16 protein-coding genes are annotated in these 15,745 nt (G+C 65.8%); 5 read left to right on the forward strand and 11 right to left on the reverse strand.

The window, feature by feature from the left end:
• Positions 1–86 precede the first annotated feature (86 nt).
• From J6500_RS11110 to J6500_RS11140, 7 genes are all read right to left on the reverse strand, one after another.
• A complete protein-coding gene (locus J6500_RS11110) occupies positions 87–308 on the reverse strand; it encodes a hypothetical protein (protein WP_225712736.1) in 222 nt (73 codons plus the stop codon).
• A gap of 13 nt (positions 309–321) precedes the next feature.
• A complete protein-coding gene (locus tag J6500_RS11115; protein WP_225712737.1) occupies positions 322–1,275 on the reverse strand; it encodes a ribose-phosphate pyrophosphokinase in 954 nt (317 codons plus the stop codon).
• Positions 1,276–1,455: 180 nt separating this feature from the next.
• The gene (locus tag J6500_RS11120) at positions 1,456–2,073 is read right to left on the reverse strand and encodes a hypothetical protein (protein WP_225712738.1); all 618 of its coding nucleotides are present in this window, start codon (positions 2,071–2,073) and stop codon (positions 1,456–1,458) included.
• Between the two features lie 268 nt (positions 2,074–2,341).
• Positions 2,342–3,109, reverse strand: coding sequence for a peptidoglycan editing factor PgeF (gene pgeF, locus J6500_RS11125; RefSeq protein ID WP_225712739.1), 768 nt, complete (start codon positions 3,107–3,109; stop codon positions 2,342–2,344).
• A gap of 3 nt (positions 3,110–3,112) precedes the next feature.
• Positions 3,113–4,168, reverse strand: coding sequence for a class I SAM-dependent methyltransferase (locus tag J6500_RS11130; protein ID WP_225712938.1), 1,056 nt, complete (start codon positions 4,166–4,168; stop codon positions 3,113–3,115).
• 56 nt (positions 4,169–4,224) lie between these two features.
• On the reverse strand, positions 4,225–5,091 hold the full coding sequence (gene lgt / locus J6500_RS11135) for a prolipoprotein diacylglyceryl transferase (protein WP_225712740.1): 867 nt from the start codon (positions 5,089–5,091) through the stop codon (positions 4,225–4,227).
• Positions 5,092–5,106: 15 nt separating this feature from the next.
• Positions 5,107–5,841: a dienelactone hydrolase family protein gene (locus J6500_RS11140; protein ID WP_225712741.1), complete on the reverse strand. Its 735-nt coding sequence runs from the start codon at positions 5,839–5,841 to the stop codon at positions 5,107–5,109.
• A 176-nt stretch (positions 5,842–6,017) separates the two neighbouring features.
• Between J6500_RS11140 and J6500_RS11145 the strand changes: the two genes are divergently transcribed.
• The 4 genes from J6500_RS11145 to ychF all read left to right on the forward strand — a co-directional run bounded on the left by J6500_RS11145 (position 6,018) and on the right by ychF (position 9,061).
• Positions 6,018–6,278 (forward strand): accessory factor UbiK family protein, encoded by a 261-nt coding sequence (locus J6500_RS11145; RefSeq protein WP_225712742.1) that lies wholly within the window; start codon positions 6,018–6,020, stop codon positions 6,276–6,278.
• Positions 6,279–6,540: 262 nt separating this feature from the next.
• Complete coding sequence (locus tag J6500_RS11150; protein WP_225712743.1) at positions 6,541–7,266, forward strand: 50S ribosomal protein L25/general stress protein Ctc; 726 nt, start codon at positions 6,541–6,543, stop codon at positions 7,264–7,266.
• Positions 7,267–7,321: 55 nt separating this feature from the next.
• Positions 7,322–7,927 (forward strand): aminoacyl-tRNA hydrolase, encoded by a 606-nt coding sequence (pth, locus tag J6500_RS11155; RefSeq protein WP_225712744.1) that lies wholly within the window; start codon positions 7,322–7,324, stop codon positions 7,925–7,927.
• Between the two features lie 36 nt (positions 7,928–7,963).
• Positions 7,964–9,061, forward strand: a complete 1,098-nt coding sequence (gene ychF / locus J6500_RS11160; RefSeq protein WP_225712745.1) for a redox-regulated ATPase YchF — start codon at positions 7,964–7,966, stop codon at positions 9,059–9,061.
• A 216-nt stretch (positions 9,062–9,277) separates the two neighbouring features.
• On the opposite strand, the gene J6500_RS11165 is transcribed toward ychF, so the two are convergent.
• Positions 9,278–9,553, reverse strand: a complete 276-nt coding sequence (locus tag J6500_RS11165) for a metal-sensitive transcriptional regulator (RefSeq protein WP_225712939.1) — start codon at positions 9,551–9,553, stop codon at positions 9,278–9,280.
• 65 nt (positions 9,554–9,618) lie between these two features.
• Here J6500_RS11165 and J6500_RS11170 point away from each other — a divergent pair, with 65 nt between their 5' ends.
• Positions 9,619–12,012 (forward strand): heavy metal translocating P-type ATPase, encoded by a 2,394-nt coding sequence (locus tag J6500_RS11170; RefSeq protein WP_225712746.1) that lies wholly within the window; start codon positions 9,619–9,621, stop codon positions 12,010–12,012.
• A 156-nt stretch (positions 12,013–12,168) separates the two neighbouring features.
• On the opposite strand, the gene dapA is transcribed toward J6500_RS11170, so the two are convergent.
• From dapA to trxB, 3 genes are all read right to left on the reverse strand, one after another.
• Entirely contained in the window at positions 12,169–13,083 is a 915-nt protein-coding gene (gene dapA / locus J6500_RS11175) for a 4-hydroxy-tetrahydrodipicolinate synthase (RefSeq protein WP_225712747.1), read from the reverse strand.
• 554 nt (positions 13,084–13,637) lie between these two features.
• A complete protein-coding gene (locus tag J6500_RS11180) occupies positions 13,638–14,558 on the reverse strand; it encodes a LysR family transcriptional regulator (protein WP_172626690.1) in 921 nt (306 codons plus the stop codon).
• 2 nt (positions 14,559–14,560) lie between these two features.
• Positions 14,561–15,526: a thioredoxin-disulfide reductase gene (trxB, locus tag J6500_RS11185; protein ID WP_225712748.1), complete on the reverse strand. Its 966-nt coding sequence runs from the start codon at positions 15,524–15,526 to the stop codon at positions 14,561–14,563.
• Positions 15,527–15,745 lie beyond the last annotated feature (219 nt).

Consider the following 15,745-nt stretch of genomic DNA (forward strand, 5'->3'; position numbering starts at 1 on the left):
ACCAGGCGCCGGGAGCGGAATTGTAGGGATGAAGCGCCAGAGCGCCAAGGTAATTCCGTCGGGCATCATGCCCGATGGCCGCGCAATCAGCGACTCAGCGGCTTGGCGAAGCCCATACCAGTATTCCAGAGGTGGTTGTGCTTGACCGGATCGGCCGCGGCGTACTGGATCGCCCGGTCGAGCGGGCGATGACAGCTTTGAATGGGGAAGACGATAAGACCTAAAGCATGATCCGGAAAAGTGCGAAGCGGTTTTCCAAAAAGATCATGCTCAAACAAAGAGCTAAAGCGCGATGACGATTCAACCAAATCTCATCGCGCTTTAGTCGAACAGGCTCGAGACTGACTCTTCCGCGGCAGTGCGGCCGATCGCTTCGGCGATCAGCCCGGCGATCGAGATGGTGCGGATGTTTGGGGCCTTGTTGACCGCCTCGGTCGGCAGGATCGAGTCGGTGATGACCAGCTCCTTCAGCCGCGACGAGGCGATGCGGGCGGCGGCGCCGCCGGACAGCACGCCGTGGGTGATGTAGGCCGAGACCTCCTTGGCGCCGTGCGCGATCAGCGCCTCGGCCGCGTTCACCAGCGTGCCGCCGGAGTCGACGATGTCGTCGACCAGGATGCAGTTGTAGCCGGAGACGTCGCCGATCACGTTCATCACCTCGGACTCGCCGGGGCGCTCGCGGCGCTTGTCGACGATCGCGAGCGGGGTGTTGATGCGCTTGGCGAGGCCGCGCGCGCGCGCCACGCCGCCGACGTCGGGAGACACCACCATCACCTTGGCGAGGTCGAACTTTTCCTTGATGTCGCGCACCATCAGCGGCGCCGCGAACAGATTGTCGGTCGGAATGTCGAAGAAGCCCTGGATCTGGCCGGCATGCAGGTCGAGCGTCATGACTCGGTCGACGCCGGCGTGCGAGATCAGATTGGCGACGAGCTTGGCCGAGATCGGGGTGCGCGAGCCGGACCTGCGATCCTGCCTTGCATAGCCGAAATAAGGCACCACCGCGGTGATGCGGCGCGCCGAGGAGCGGCGCAGCGCGTCGGTGATGATCAGGAGTTCCATCAGATTGTCGTTGGCCGGAAACGACGTCGACTGCAGGATGAACATGTCCGAGCCGCGGACGTTCTCCTGGATTTCGACGAAGATCTCCATGTCGGCGAAGCGCCGGACCACGGCCTTTGTCAGTTCGAGGCCGAGCCCCTTGGCGATGTCCTGCGCCAGCGCAGGATTGGAGTTGCCGGCGACGAGCTTGATTGATCCGTTCTTTGCCGACATCGATGCTTCCCCCCGCGCCTTGCTGGATACGACGTGCAGCATCTCAAGTCCTTACAGAACCGGCGGGTTTTCGGTGCGCGAGGGAATATCAGGATGGCGGCTCCGCTGGCAACCCATTAGCCCGGCCCGGCCAGCGTTTTCTTGGGCAAAAATGCCCTGCCTCCGGGGAATGACGGGGTTTTAGTTAGCGGAATATCCGAGCGCGACGGTCTCGGTTGCCGCCGGCGCCGGGGCGTTCGCCACGGCGGGGCCGCGCAGCTCGGGAGCCGGGCCGGGCGCCGGGCTGGCCGGGCCGCCATTGATCATGCTGGAGAGGCCGCTGAGGCCGGCCTGGGCGATCTTGCGCAGCACAAGGTCGTCGGCGGCGGCCCAGGCGTCGCGGCCGGCCTTGCCGGCGGGCTCCTCGCCGGAGAGGCGGAGCGCGCGCTGCTGATTGTTGTCGTAGACGTCCCACACCCAGGCGATCATGGTGCGGCCGCGCACCACCTGCGCCGACAGATAGCTGCGGACGCGATAGGCTGCGGTGCCTTCGCGCGACACGATCGACAGGCTGCGCAACTTCGATTCGCTGTCGAGCACGCCGACCATGCGGTCGAACACCTGAGGCGGCGGGCCGTCGATCGACTCGAACGTCACCGTCGCGCCGCTGCTCGCCGGCGTGGCCATCGCGTAGGAATCGGCAGCATTGCCGCCGGCGGCGCAGCCGCCGAGCGCGCCGGCAATCACAAGCCACGTGGCGGCAATCGCGCAACGCACGATCGTCCCAGTTTGAAACTGGCTGTTTGACGCTTCCCTCATTGCGTCCTGCGATATCGTTAAAACCGCTTAACGTCTAGGGCAGGGAAGCCACGCGCCGCTGCGGGCGAGCATCCTCACGCGAGGCATGTGTCCAGATCGCGGCAGGAATTCACGCCGAAACAAGACCATAGAGCTGGGTTCTGCGTCGATCGCAACCCGGCTCCAAAGACTAGATTTTCCTGTTCAGTCGGCCAGATGGTGCCGCATGGCGTCGACGATCCTGACCCCATTTCCGGTTCGGGCTACTGTCGCGCCGCTGCCGTCGCCCTCAGCCTTCCAGCGCGATCGCGTGAACCAGCCGGCCGTAATCGGCTTCCTTGCGGTGCACGGAGCGGCGATAGCTGAAGCAGCGCTCGTCGGAATAGGTGTCGATGCCGAGGTCGTCGATCATCAAGACGCCGGCATTCTCCAGCCGCATCCGGATGAAGCCGGCGAGATCGAACATCGCGTGGCCGTCGCGCGCGCCGGGCACGAAGAACATCCCGTACTCGGCATCGGCCTCGATGAAGCGTTCGACGAATTCGTTGCCGACCTCGTAGGACTCCTTGCGGATCAAGGGGCCGATCGCGGCGACGACGCCGCTGCGGTCGGCGCCGAGCGTCTCCATCGCCGCGATGGTCGATTCCAGCACGCCGGTCAGCGCGCCCTTCCAGCCGGCATGCGCCGCGCCGATCACCCGCGCATTGGGGTCGACGAACAGGATCGGGCCGCAGTCGGCTGTCGTCACCGAGATCGCCAGGCCCTCGGTCCGCGTCACCAACGCGTCCGCCCTGGGACGCGGGGCGCCGTTCCACGGCTCGGTGATAACGGCGACGTCGGGCGAATGGACCTGGTGCACGCTGATCAGATGCGCCAGCGGCACGCCGAGCTGCTCGGCCATCCGCCGCCGGTTCTCGGTGACCTTGGCGGGATCGTCGCGCGAACCGAGGCCGCCATTGAGGCTGGCATAGAAACCTTCGGAGACGCCGCCCTCGCGGGAGAAGAACGCATGGCGCAGCCCCGGCACGGCCGACAGCAGCGGTGATCCCAATGTCATGGTTTACTCGTCCTGGTCGGGCTGATCGCTCAGGCCGGCGATCGAGGTGATGCGTGGATCGGAGACGGCCATCGCCTTGAACATCGAGCCCATGCCGCCGCGGCCGGAATCGGTCAGCCGCTTCAGCGCGCCGGCGATGTCGGCCGACACCTCCGGTGAGGCCTTGGCCATCAGGCCGGCGGCGCGCGCCTCGACGCCGAGGCGCTTGAGGAAATCGCCCTGCGTCACCGGCCCGTGGACGTTGGCGCCGACATCCTCCGCGGCGCGCGCCAGCGCCTGGAAATCGACATGCGCTGTGACGTCGGCCTCGCCAGGATTCTTCAGGGGATCGGCGAAGCTGTGGCGGGCGATCGCCTGAAAAGTATCGCCGGCGTCGCTGCGCAGATGGCCGTAGTCGATGATCAGCGCGGCGCCGTCCTGGTCGCGCACCCGCGTCGCGAGCTTCATGATCTCGGTGTCGGGACGCCATTCGAACACTGCGCCGACCGGCGCGGCGCGCACCAGCGGCGGCAGCAGTACCTCGAAGCCCGGTGTCGGCTCGGGCGCTGGCGCGAAGTACAGATTGCCGTTGGCATCCATGCCGACGGTGCGTTCATGCCAGCCGGTCTCGCGCCGGACCATCTGGTGGATCGGCAGCACGTCGAAATATTCGTTGGCGAGGATCACTGCCGGGCCCTCCGGCACCTCGTCGATGCTGTCGTACCAGGTGACGTCGCGGACGCCCGCCAGCGTCGCGCGCTGCTTCTCGCGCAGCACCGGATTGACCTCGACGAGGTGGATGCTCAGCGACTGGTAGAGCGGCGGCAGCACGCGGAGCGCCCGCAGCGCGTCGGCGATCATGGTGCCGCGGCCGGGCCCGAGCTCGATCAGATGCAGGGCCGGAGGCGAGCCGATCGCGCGCCAGATCGAGGCGCTCCACAGCCCGAGCAGTTCGCCGAACATCTGGCTGACTTCCGGCGCCGTAGTGAAATCGCCCTCGCGCCCAAGCGGATCGCGCGACACGTAGTAGCCGTAGCGCGGATGCATCAGGCACAGTTCCATGTAGCGCCAGACCGGCATCGGCCCGGACAGCTTGATCAGCTTCCTGATCTCGTCCAGCAGCGGGGAGGGTTCGTTCACGGCCTTCCTTGGGTTGAGCTCGCAACGGAGCCTTGCGCCGGCTCCGTTGCCCCGCGGCGGATCGACGCCACGATGAGGATAGCGCCCACAATAAGCATTGGCACCGACAGCAGCATCCCCATGGTCAGGCCGCCCCACAGGAATCCGAGCTGCGGGTCGGGCTCGCGGAAGTGCTCGCCGATGATGCGGGCAATGCCGTAGAACGCGATGAAGCTGCCGAGGATCAGGCCGGGCCGCCGCAGCGCGCCCATCCGGATCATCACGGCAAGCGCCGCGAACAGCACGATGCCTTCGAGCCCGGCCTCGTAGAGCTGGCTCGGATGGCGCGGCAGCGGCCCGCCATTGGGGAAGATCATCGCCCAGGGCAGGCTCGGGTCGGCGGCGCGGCCCCACAACTCGCTGTTGATGAAGTTCGCGATCCGGCCGAGCAGCAGCCCGATCGGCGCCACCGCGGTGGTGATGTCGCCGAGCGAGAGGATCGGGATGCCGTTGCGGCGGGCAAACCACATCACGGCGACGACACAGCCGAGGAAGCCGCCGTGAAACGACATGCCGCCCTTCCACAGTTCGAAGATCTCGGCCGGATGGGCGATGAAGAACGGGAGATTATAGAACAGCACATAGCCGGTGCGGCCGCCGACGATGATGCCGATGGTGACCCAGAGGATGAAGTCGTCGAGCTGCGGCAGCGTGATCGGCACCTCGCCGCCCCACAGCCGCTCCTTCTTGATCAGCGAGCGGGCGTAGATCCAGCCCAGCACGATGCCGACGATGTAGGCCAGCGCATACCAGCGGATCGCGATCGGCCCGAGCGAGACCGCGACGGGATTGAACACCGGAAAGTCGATCAGCAGGAACGGCATCGTGCGCCTTGAGGCTCAGCTTGCGAGGTTGCGTCGATAGAGCGCGAGCAGCCGCTCCCAGTGGCGTTCGGCGGCGTCGCGGTCATAGACCGGGCGCTTGGGGAAGGCAAAGCCGTGATGCGTGCCGGGATAGATCTCGACTTCGTTGTTCGATCCTTTCATGCCGTCCTTGACCTTCTCGATGATCTCCTGTGGCGCGTAGATATCGGTCTCGGCGCAGGCGAAATAGAGTTCGGCCTTGGTCTTTTGCGCGGCAAGGTGCGGGCTGTCGGCCTGGTCGGTCGCCAGGTGGGTGCCGTAGATCGAGGCGGCGGCCTTGACCCGATCGGGGAAATGCGTCGCCGCGTTGATCGCATAGCGGCCGCTCATGCAGTAGCCGACCGTGCCGATGATTTTGGTGTTGGCGGCCTTCTGCGTCTCGGCATAGGCGAGCAGGCCTTTGGTGTCTTCCATCACCAGCGGGATGCTGAGCGAGTTCATCAGCGCGAACATCCGCTTGCGCTCCGGCGATTCCGGATCGGGATTGATCGGGCCGAGCTCCATCACGCCGGCGCGGTAATACATGTTGGGCAGCATCACGTAGTAGCCGGAGGTGCCGAGCCGGCGCGCCATGTCGCGCAGCTCTTCGCGGATCGCCGGCGCGTCCATGTAGAAGATCACGACCGGAAACGGGCCGCCGCGCTCGGGATGGGTGATGAAGGTGGTGGTCTTGCCGTCCCTGGTCTCGATCTCGACGGTGTGCTCGATCATGGCGTTCCTGCTCGCGTTGCTGTGCGATTTCTGTTGTGCGTTCAATACGATTGCAAGGAAACCGGAGCATGACAAGGCAAGCCGCGGGAGGCCTGCCATTCGCGCCGCACTTGAACCTGTCGGTGCAGATCGCCATTGTCTTGCCGCGACCTCAGTGAACGCGGAGAGCTTGTGAGATGACCCAAACCAGCAACCGGTTTTTCGACGAGATCGGCCGTCTGATGAACGACGCCGCGGGCGCCGCCCAGGGCGTCAAGCGCGAGGTCGATCAGGTCATGCGCAACCAGGCCGAACGCATTTTGCGCGACCTCGACGTGGTCAAGCGCGAGGAGTTCGAGGCGGTCAAGGACATGGCCCGCCTGGCGCGCGAGGAGAACGAGGTGCTCAAGGCGAGGATCGCGGCGCTGGAAGCCAAGCTCGGCGGCAGCGCCGGATAAGGCGCTTGTGGCCCGGATGAGCGAAGCGACATCCGGGATTCGTCCCGCGGAGGAACCGGTCCCGGATATCGCTTCGCTCATCGGGGCTACGCGGGCGCCGTTTGGCCACGCAAGAAAATTTCCTTCATTTCCTTGTCATTTCGCCCCTTTGGGGCTAAAAGCCCGCCACGTCTACGGCCCCCGCACCCCTGGAGGCTTGCTGTGGACCTGAGCATGGGCCGCGTTGCGGCCTTTAACTTTTCAAATACAAGGACTTAACGCTATGGCGACCGTCAAGGAATTGAAGGCGACCGCGCGTCCGAAGAGCGGCAAGGGGGCCGCCCGGGCAGAGCGTCGCGCCGGGAGAGTTCCCGGAGTGATTTACGGCAACAACCAGCCCCCGGTGACCATCTCGGTCGACGACCGCGAACTGCGCCAGCGCATCCTGGCGGGCCGGTTCCTGACCACGATTTACGACATCGACCTCGAGGGCAAGAAGCACCGCGTGATTCCGCGCGACTTCCACCTCGATCCGGTAAAGGATTTTCCGCTCCACGTCGACTTCATGCGGCTCGGCGAAGGCGCCACCATCCGCGTCAGCGTTCCGCTGCATGTCGTGGGCGCTGAAACCGCGCCCGGCGTCAAGCGTGGCGGCACCGTCAACATCGTCACTCACGCGCTCGATCTCGAGTGCTCGGTCGACAACATTCCGCAATACATCGAAGCCAATGTCGGCAGCCTCGAGATCAGCCACTCGCTGCATCTGTCCGACGTCAAGCTGCCTACCGGCGTGAAGTCGCTGGCCCGCGAGGACGCGACGCTGGTCACCATCGTGCCGCCGTCCGGCTACGCCGAAGAGCAGAAGGCCGCGGCTGCGGCGGCTGCCGGTGGCGCTGCTCCGGCCGCAGGTGCTGCGGCTCCGGCCGCCGCTGCGGCTCCGGCTGCGGGCGCTGCGGCGCCGGCCGCGGGTGCCAAGGCGCCCGCCGGCGGTGGCGACAAGAAGAAGTAACGGGTCAGGTCGGCGCGCGATCGTCTGATGGCGCGCCGGCATGGGATGCCGCGCCATGCGCCTCTTTGTCGGTCTCGGTAATCCCGGCGCCAAATACGCCAGCAACCGGCACAATATCGGTTTCCTGGCGGTCGACGAGATTGCACGGCGTCATGGTTTCGCACCATGGCGCCGTCGCTTTCAGGGCGAGACCTCCGAAGGCGTGCTCGACCATGCGAAGGTCGTGCTGCTGAAGCCGACCACCTACATGAACGAGTCCGGGCGCGCGGTGCAGGAGGCGGCGAACTTCTTCAAGCTCGCGCCTTCCGACGTCACCGTGTTCCAGGACGAGCTCGAACTGCCGCCGGCCAAGGTGCGGGTGAAAATCGGCGGCGGCATCGCCGGCCATAACGGGCTGCGCTCGATCTCGGCGCATATCGGCAATGAATATCGGCGCGTGCGGCTCGGGATCGGTCATCCCGGCATCAAGGAGCTCGTGCACAGCCACGTACTGTCGGACTTCGCCAAAAGCGACCGGCCGTGGGTGGAGGCCTTGTGCCAGGCCGTCGCCGACAATGCCGGCCTGCTGGCGACGGGGCATGACGCCTCGTTCGCCAACAAGGTGCATCTGACGATGCAGGCCAAGGGATTTTTCGACAAGGATGAGAACGGCACGCCTTGAGGCGCTGCGCGGCTCCAGCGGGGTTCGGGACGGACAATGGGATTCAAATGCGGGATCGTCGGGCTGCCTAACGTCGGCAAGTCGACGCTGTTCAATGCGCTGACCGAGACGGCGGCCGCCCAGGCGGCGAACTATCCGTTCTGCACCATCGAGCCGAATGTCGGCGAGGTGGCGGTGCCCGATCCGCGGCTGGAGAAGCTGTCGGCGATCGCCAAATCGGCGCAGATCATCCCGACCCGGCTGACCTTCGTCGATATCGCCGGCCTCGTCCGCGGCGCCTCCAAGGGCGAAGGGCTCGGCAACCAGTTCCTTGCCAACATCCGCGAGGTTGACGCCATCGCGCATGTGGTGCGCTGCTTCGAGGATTCCGACATCACCCATGTCGAAGGCAAGATCGCGCCGCTCGCCGACATCGAGACCATCGAGACCGAGCTAATGCTCGCTGACCTCGACAGCCTGGAGAAGCGCGTCGACAACCTGACGAAGAAGGCCAAGGGTAACGACAAGGACGCCAAGGAGCAGCTCGAGCTGGTCAACCGCGCCCTGGTGCTGCTGCGCGACGGCAAGCCGGCCCGCGCGCTCGAGCGCAAGCCGGAGGAGGAGCGCGCATTCCGCATGCTCGGGCTGTTGACCTCCAAGCCCGTGCTCTACGTCTGCAATGTCGAGGAAGGCTCGGCCAAGGACGGCAACAGCTTCTCGAACGCGGTGTTCGAGCGCGCCAAGCAGGAGGGCGCGGTCGCCGTCGTGATCTCCGCCAAGATCGAATCCGAGATCGCGACGCTGTCGCGCGAGGAGCGCGCCGACTTCCTGGAGACGCTGGGCCTGGAAGAGGCCGGGCTCGACCGCCTGATCCGCGCCGGCTACCAGCTGCTCGACCTCATCACCTATTTCACCGTCGGCCCGAAGGAAGCCCGCGCCTGGACCATCGACCGCGGCACCAAGGCGCCTGCCGCAGCCGGCGTGATCCACACCGATTTCGAGAAGGGTTTTATTCGCGCCGAGACCATCGCCTATGACGACTATATCGCCGGCAACGGCGAAGCCGGCGCGCGCGACGCCGGCAAGCTCAGGCTCGAAGGCAAGGACTACGTCGTCGCCGACGGCGACGTGATGCATTTCCGGTTCAATAACTGACCTTGAATTTGGGCGATCTCACTCCCCACGTCGTCCCGGGCAAGCGAAGCGCGACCCGGGACCCGTAACCACAGGATTGAGTTGCTGAAGCGGGCTGTGGCCCGAGCGTCGCGCAACAATGATCTGCGGTGGTTATGGTCCCGGCCTTCGCCGGGACGACACTGAATATGTGGCAACGGCAGCGCTCCTGATTTCATCGCGAGCACCGGCGTGGCGTCACCTATCCGCTCGCCCGATCACATCCATCAGCTCGGCTATCTTGCGCCGCTGGTCGGCCTTGTCGCCGGATGAGATCGCGTGCTCGACGCAATGGGCGACGTGATCGCGCAACACTTCCTCCTCGACGCGGCGCAGCGCCGCGCGGGCGGCCGCGATCTGCGTCACCACGTCGATGCAGTAGCGGTCGTCCTCGACCATGCCGGCGAGGCCGCGGATCTGGCCCTCGATCCGTTTGAGTCGCTTTAAGCAGGATGCCTTGATCTCTTCCCTCATAAGCGTCATATACCCCCCTAGGGTATCTAAATCAAGAGGCCGGGCGCCGGCCGGGAAGACGCTTCGTGGCACACGCAGAACAGAACCATTCGCACGCCCATCATCATCACCACGGCGCGGCCGCCCACGCCTGTTGTGGCGGCAAGCACGATCACGGCGCTGCGCCGGCCGAGACGGTGTTCGCGATCGATCCGGTCTGCGGCATGAAGGTCAATCCGGCGACCGCCAAGCATCGCTTCACCTACCAGGGCGAGGAGTATCTGTTCTGCAGCGGCCGCTGCCGCGAACGTTTTGAAGCCGAGCCGGAAAAATTCCTCAAACCCCGCGAGGCAGAGCCGCCGGCGCCCGCAGGCACGATCTACACCTGTCCGATGCACCCGGACGTGCGCCAGGTCGGTCCCGGGAGCTGTCCGATCTGCGGCATGGCGCTGGAGCCGGAGCAGGTCTCGCTCGATGACCGCCCCGATCCCGAGTTGATCGATATGACGCGCCGGTTCTGGATCGCGCTGGCGCTCACGCTGCCGGTGTTCGTGCTCGAGATGGGCAGCCATCTCGGGCTGATGCATCTGGTGCCGCAGACCTGGTCGAACTGGATCTCGTTCGTGCTGGCGACCCCGGTCGTGCTGTGGGCCGGCGCGCCGTTCTTCGTGCGCGGCTGGCAGTCGCTGGTTACCCGTAACCTGAACATGTTCACGCTGATCGCGATGGGGACCGGCGTCGCCTACGTCTACAGCGTGATCGCGACGCTGGCACCAGACCTGTTCCCGCCGGCGTTCCGCGACATGCATGGCGCGGTCGCGGTGTATTTTGAGGCGGCCGCCGTCATCACGGTGCTGGTGCTGCTCGGACAGGTGCTGGAGCTGCGGGCCCGTGCGCAAACGTCCGGCGCGATCCGCGCGCTGCTCGGCCTTGCGCCGAAGATCGCGCGGCGGATCACCGAACATGGCGACGAGGATATCGACATCGACGCGATCAAGGTCGGCGACCGCCTGCGCGTGCGCCCGGGCGAGAAGGTTCCGGTCGACGGCGTCGTCATCGAGGGCAGCGCCGTGATCGACGAGTCCATGGTGACAGGCGAATCGATGCCGGTTGCGAAGGCCGAAGGTCAGAACGTGATCGGCGGCACCGTGAACCAGAACGGCGGACTCGTGATGCGCGCCGAGAAGATCGGCCGCGACACCATGCTGTCGCGCATCGTCGACATGGTCGCCAAGGCGCAGCGCTCGCGCGCGCCGATCCAGCGGCTTGCGGATCGCGTCGCCGGCTGGTTCGTGCCGGCGGTGATCGCCGCGGCGGTGGTTGCGTTCATCGCCTGGGCGACGTTCGGCCCCGAGCCGCGCCTGACCTTTGCGCTGGTTGCCGCCGTCACGGTGCTGATCATCGCCTGTCCCTGCGCGCTTGGGCTCGCGACCCCGATGTCGATCATGGTCGGTGTCGGCCGCGGCGCGCATTCCGGCATTTTGATCCGCGATGCGCAGGCACTGGAGCGGATGGAGGCGATCGATACGCTGGTGATCGACAAGACCGGCACGCTCACCGAGGGCAAGCCGAAGGTCACGCAGATCATTCCTGCCGAAGGCTTTGACGAGGACGGCGTGCTGCGCCTTGCGGCCAGCGTCGAGCAGGGCAGCGAGCATCCGCTGGCGCAGGCGATCCTCGCGGCGGCAAAAGTCCGCGCGCTCGCTCCGGCGGCGGTCAGCGGCTTCGCCTCGCCCTCCGGCAAGGGCGCGACCGGCACCGTCGACGGCCGGCAGGTCGCGCTCGGCAACGCCGTGCTGATGGGCGAGTTGAAAGTCGCAACGGCCGCGCTGGATGAGGCCGCCGAGGCTGCGCGCAAGGACGGCGCCACCGCGATCTATGTCGCGGTCGATGGCCGCATCGCCGGCGTGATCGCGATCGCCGATCCGGTCAAGCCGTCGGCGGCGAACGCGCTGCAGGCGCTGCGCGGCGAAGGCCTGCGCATCGTGATGCTGACTGGCGACAATGAGACCACGGCCCGCGCGGTGGCGCGCAGCCTCGGCATCGACGAGGTCGAGGCCGGCGTGTTGCCGGAACGCAAGAGCGCAGTCGTGCAGCGGCTGCGCGGCGAAGGCCGCGTCGTCGCGATGGTGGGCGACGGCGTCAATGATGCGCCGGCATTGGCGGCCGCTGATGTCGGCATCGCGATGGGCGGCGGCACCGATGTTGCGATCGAGAGCGCCGGCATCACGCTGTTGACCGGCGACCTGTCGGGGCTCGTTCGCGCGCGGAAACTCTCGGTCGCGACCATGCGCAACATCCGCCAGAACCTGACGTTCGCCTTCGTCTACAACGCTGCCGGCGTGCCGATCGCGGCCGGCGTGCTCTATCCGCTGTTCGGCATCCTGCTCTCGCCGATGCTCGGCGCCGCTGCGATGGCGCTGTCCTCGGTCAGCGTGATCGGCAACGCGCTGCGGCTGTCGCGAGTGAAGCTGGATTGAGCTCCTTTCTTGCCTCGCCCCGCCTGCGGGGAGAGGCCGGAACGCATCGCAAGATGCGTTCCGGGTGAGGGGGAGTCTCCGCAAGTGCAACTCTTTGCGGAAGCAGCCCCTCACCCCGACCCTCTCCCAGTAAGAACGGGGAGAGGAGAAGAAAGATCACGCCGGCTGCAACGCCTGCGCGCGGCGCGCGATCTCGGCATCGAGCCAGGTCGCGAGGTCCTCGCTGACCTCGACCATCGGCAGCCGCACCTCGGGGCTGTCGATCAGTCCCTGACGCCACAGCCAGTGCTTGGCCGGGGCCGGGCTCGGTTCGGCGAACAGCAGGCGGGTCAAGCCGGCAACGCTCTGCCAGGCCGCCAGCGCCGCATCGCGGTTGCCTTGCTTCAACAGCGTCCGGATCGAGGCGAAGGTCTTCGTCTCCAGATGTGCCGACAGCAGGATCGCACCGTCGGCGCCGTCGGAGAGCGCATCGAAGGTCTGCGCGTCTTCGCCGGTCAGCACGCGGAAGCCGGCCGGCCGCCGGTTGAGCAAGTCGATCGACTGGGCGCGGTCGGCGCTGCAATCCTTCATGCCGACGATGTTCGGATGCGCGGCGAGTGCCAGCAGCGTCTCGTTGGTCAGGTTCACCGCCGTGCGATAGGGGATGTTGTAGAGCACGATCGGCCAGGCGGCGTGATCGGCGAGCGCGTTGAAGTGCTGCAGCAGCCCGCGCTGCGACGGTCTCGTGTAGTAGGGGCTTGCGATCAGATAGCCGTCGATCGGCCAGTCCGCAGTGTCGTCCAGTGTCTCCTTCATCTTCGCCGTGCTGGCGCCGGAGAGCCCCAGGCAGATCGGCAGATGGCGGGAGCTGGCAGTAAGTTCGGCGAGCACCACGCTCACCAGCCCTTCCAGTTCGTCCGTGCTCAGCGACATGCCTTCGCCGGAGGTTGCGCCGAGGATCAGGCCGTCCACCGGGCCGCCGGCGTAGTGCCGCACGAGACGGCGGAGCGATGCGACGTCGAGTGCGCTGTCGCGAAACGGCGTGATCAGGGGCAGCCAGAGGCCCTGCAATCGGGGTCGTAGGTCAGTCATGTTCCATCTCCTAGGGGGCAAAGCCGGAGACGGGACCAACAAAAAACCCCGTCCAGGCGGCGGGGTTTTCGGGATCGGCTGAATGCGATGGTGATCTTATCGCGCGCGATCTCGTGTCCCCGGGAGGGGAGCTTTTTTCGAGACCAGAGCTGCGCACGAAGTCGTGATCATCTGCCAATCATGCTGCGCCGCGAGGTTGTTGTCAATCCGCAGGCTCACTGCGGCGCGAGATGCAAATTTCGCGCATCGAAGCAACGCGATGATGATGGCACGCGGAAGAAAAAAAGCCGGGCTCAACAGAGCCCGGCTTAAGGTATTGGCCACGTGAGGCCGACACAATCACCTTCCAAGAGGGATTACTGAACTTCCGCGCCACTGGAGGAGGGGGACATATGCGCGACGCGACCGCTCAGCGTGGAAACACTATGATCCCTGATGGCGCCATGCAGCAACCGTCCGAGCCGCATGTCAGACATGCGGAGTCTTGGGGGGCATCCAACGCATCTCGGAGCAATGCCGGCCGCGTATAATGAAATCGTATAAGGGCCGCTTAATCAGGACGGCCAGCGCTGCGCCTTGCTGACGACGAAGTCGCGGAACACCTGCACGCGCGCCACCGTCTTCAACTCCTCGGGATAGACGAAGTAGGTATCGAGCGCGATCGAGTCGGATTCGCCGAACAGCTGCACGAGGTTGTTCTGTTCGACCAGATAATCCGGCAGCGCCGCGATGCCGAGGCCCTGCTGGCAGGCCCGTACCAGGCCGAGGATGTTGTTCACCTTGAAGTAGGGCTCGCGCGGTCCGGAGCCGTTGCGGCCGGCGTCGATCAGCCAGCTGCGGTTCTGCAGATGCGGCGGCACCTGCGCGTCGCCGAGCATGATGATGCGATGCGAGTCGAGATCATCAAGCGTGCGCGGCGTGCCGAAGCGCTTGATGTATTCCGGCGAGCAATAGGCGTGGAAGCCGATCGAGAACAGCTTGCGCTGGATCAGGTCGGGCTGGGTCGGCTTGCGGGTGCGGATCGCAACGTCCGCTTCGCGCATCGAGAGGTCGAGGTCCTCGTCGGTGACGATCAGCGAGATCCGGATGTCCGGATAGAGCGCGGTGAATTCGTCGAGCCGCGGGATCAGCCAGTTGATGCCGAGCGCCGGCGGCGTCGTGATCTTGAGATCGCCGCTCGGCCGCTCGCGGCTGTCGGTGAGCTTGGCGCGCGCCGCCTGCAGCTGCATGAACACGTCATGCGCGGTGCGGAAGAGCAGGTCGCCCTGCTCGGTGAGGATCAAGCCGCGGGCGTGGCGGTGGAACAGCGACACCGAGAGCTCCTGCTCCAGCGCGCTGACCTGGCGGGAGACCGCCGATTGCGAAAGCCCAAGCTGCTCGCCGGCATGCGTGAAGCTGCCCGCTTCCGCCGCTGCGTGGAAGACCTTCAGCTTGTCCCAGTCCATATCCGTAAATCCGTCGCGAGATCGTGCCATGGTTATTCCGCCGCTGCGCGATCGCTCGCGCGAAGTGCCAGGAAGCGTTCTGCCTCGAGTGCCGCCATGCAGCCGAGGCCGGCGGCCGTGACCGCCTGCCGATAGGTCTCGTCCGCCACGTCGCCCGCGGCGAACAGGCCGGGCACCGAGGTTGCCGTGGAGTTCGGCGCCACCTCGACATAGCCGGAGGGTTTCAGTTTGATCTGGCCCTTGACCAGCTCGGTCGCCGGCGCATGGCCGATCGCGACGAAGACGCCGTCGGTCTTGAGGTCCGTCAGCGTGCCGGTCTTGACGTTCTTCAGCCGCACATGGGTGACCTTGTTCGGGTTCTCCGTGCCGCAGATCTCATCGACGACGGCGTCCCAGACCACCTTGATCTTGGGATGCTTGAACAGCCGCTCCTGCAGGATGCGCTCGGCGCGGAAGTGATCGCGGCGATGCACGATGGTGACCTGCGAGGCGTGGTTGGTCAGGTACAGCGCCTCCTCGACCGCGGTGTTGCCGCCGCCGACCACCACCACGTCCTTGTTGCGGTAGAAGAAGCCGTCGCAGGTCGCGCAGGCCGACACGCCGCCGCCCTGAAATTTCGCTTCGGACGGGATCCCGAGCCAGCGCGCCTGGGCGCCGGTGGCGAGGATGACGGTCTCGGCGAGATAGACGTCGCCGCTGTCGCAGGTCAGGCGGAACGGGCGCTGGCCGAGCTCCAGCTTGTTGACGAGGTCGGTGACGATCCTAGTGCCGACATGGGCCGCCTGCTTCTCCATCTGCTCCATCAGCCAGGGGCCCTGGATCACGTCGGCGAAGCCCGGATAGTTCTCGACGTCGGTGGTGATGGTCAGCTGCCCACCCGGCTGGATGCCCTGGATCAGGATCGGTTCGAGCATCGCGCGCGCCGCGTAGATCGCTGCGGTGTAACCGGCGGGGCCGGACCCGATGATGACGACCTTGGCATGGACAGGCGCAGGCATTTTGTCGATCCCTCTGTTTTGGGGACTTTGATGAGGACTTGTGCGGGGGGCGCCCCGGAAAGACGTCGCGGCGGCGCCAAAAGTGTCAAATCCAAGTCTAGGATATCTGGGGAGCCATGCAAGAACTGCAATCCATAGCAGCGATTTTTCCCCGGAACTGAAGTCAAATTCGCGAAACCAGCCAATTTCTGCGCAATAAAATTGCGCAGCGATGGTCGA

Origin of the sequence: Bradyrhizobium semiaridum, from assembly GCF_020329505.1 — a bacterium.
Lineage (GTDB): Bacteria > Pseudomonadota > Alphaproteobacteria > Rhizobiales > Xanthobacteraceae > Bradyrhizobium > Bradyrhizobium semiaridum.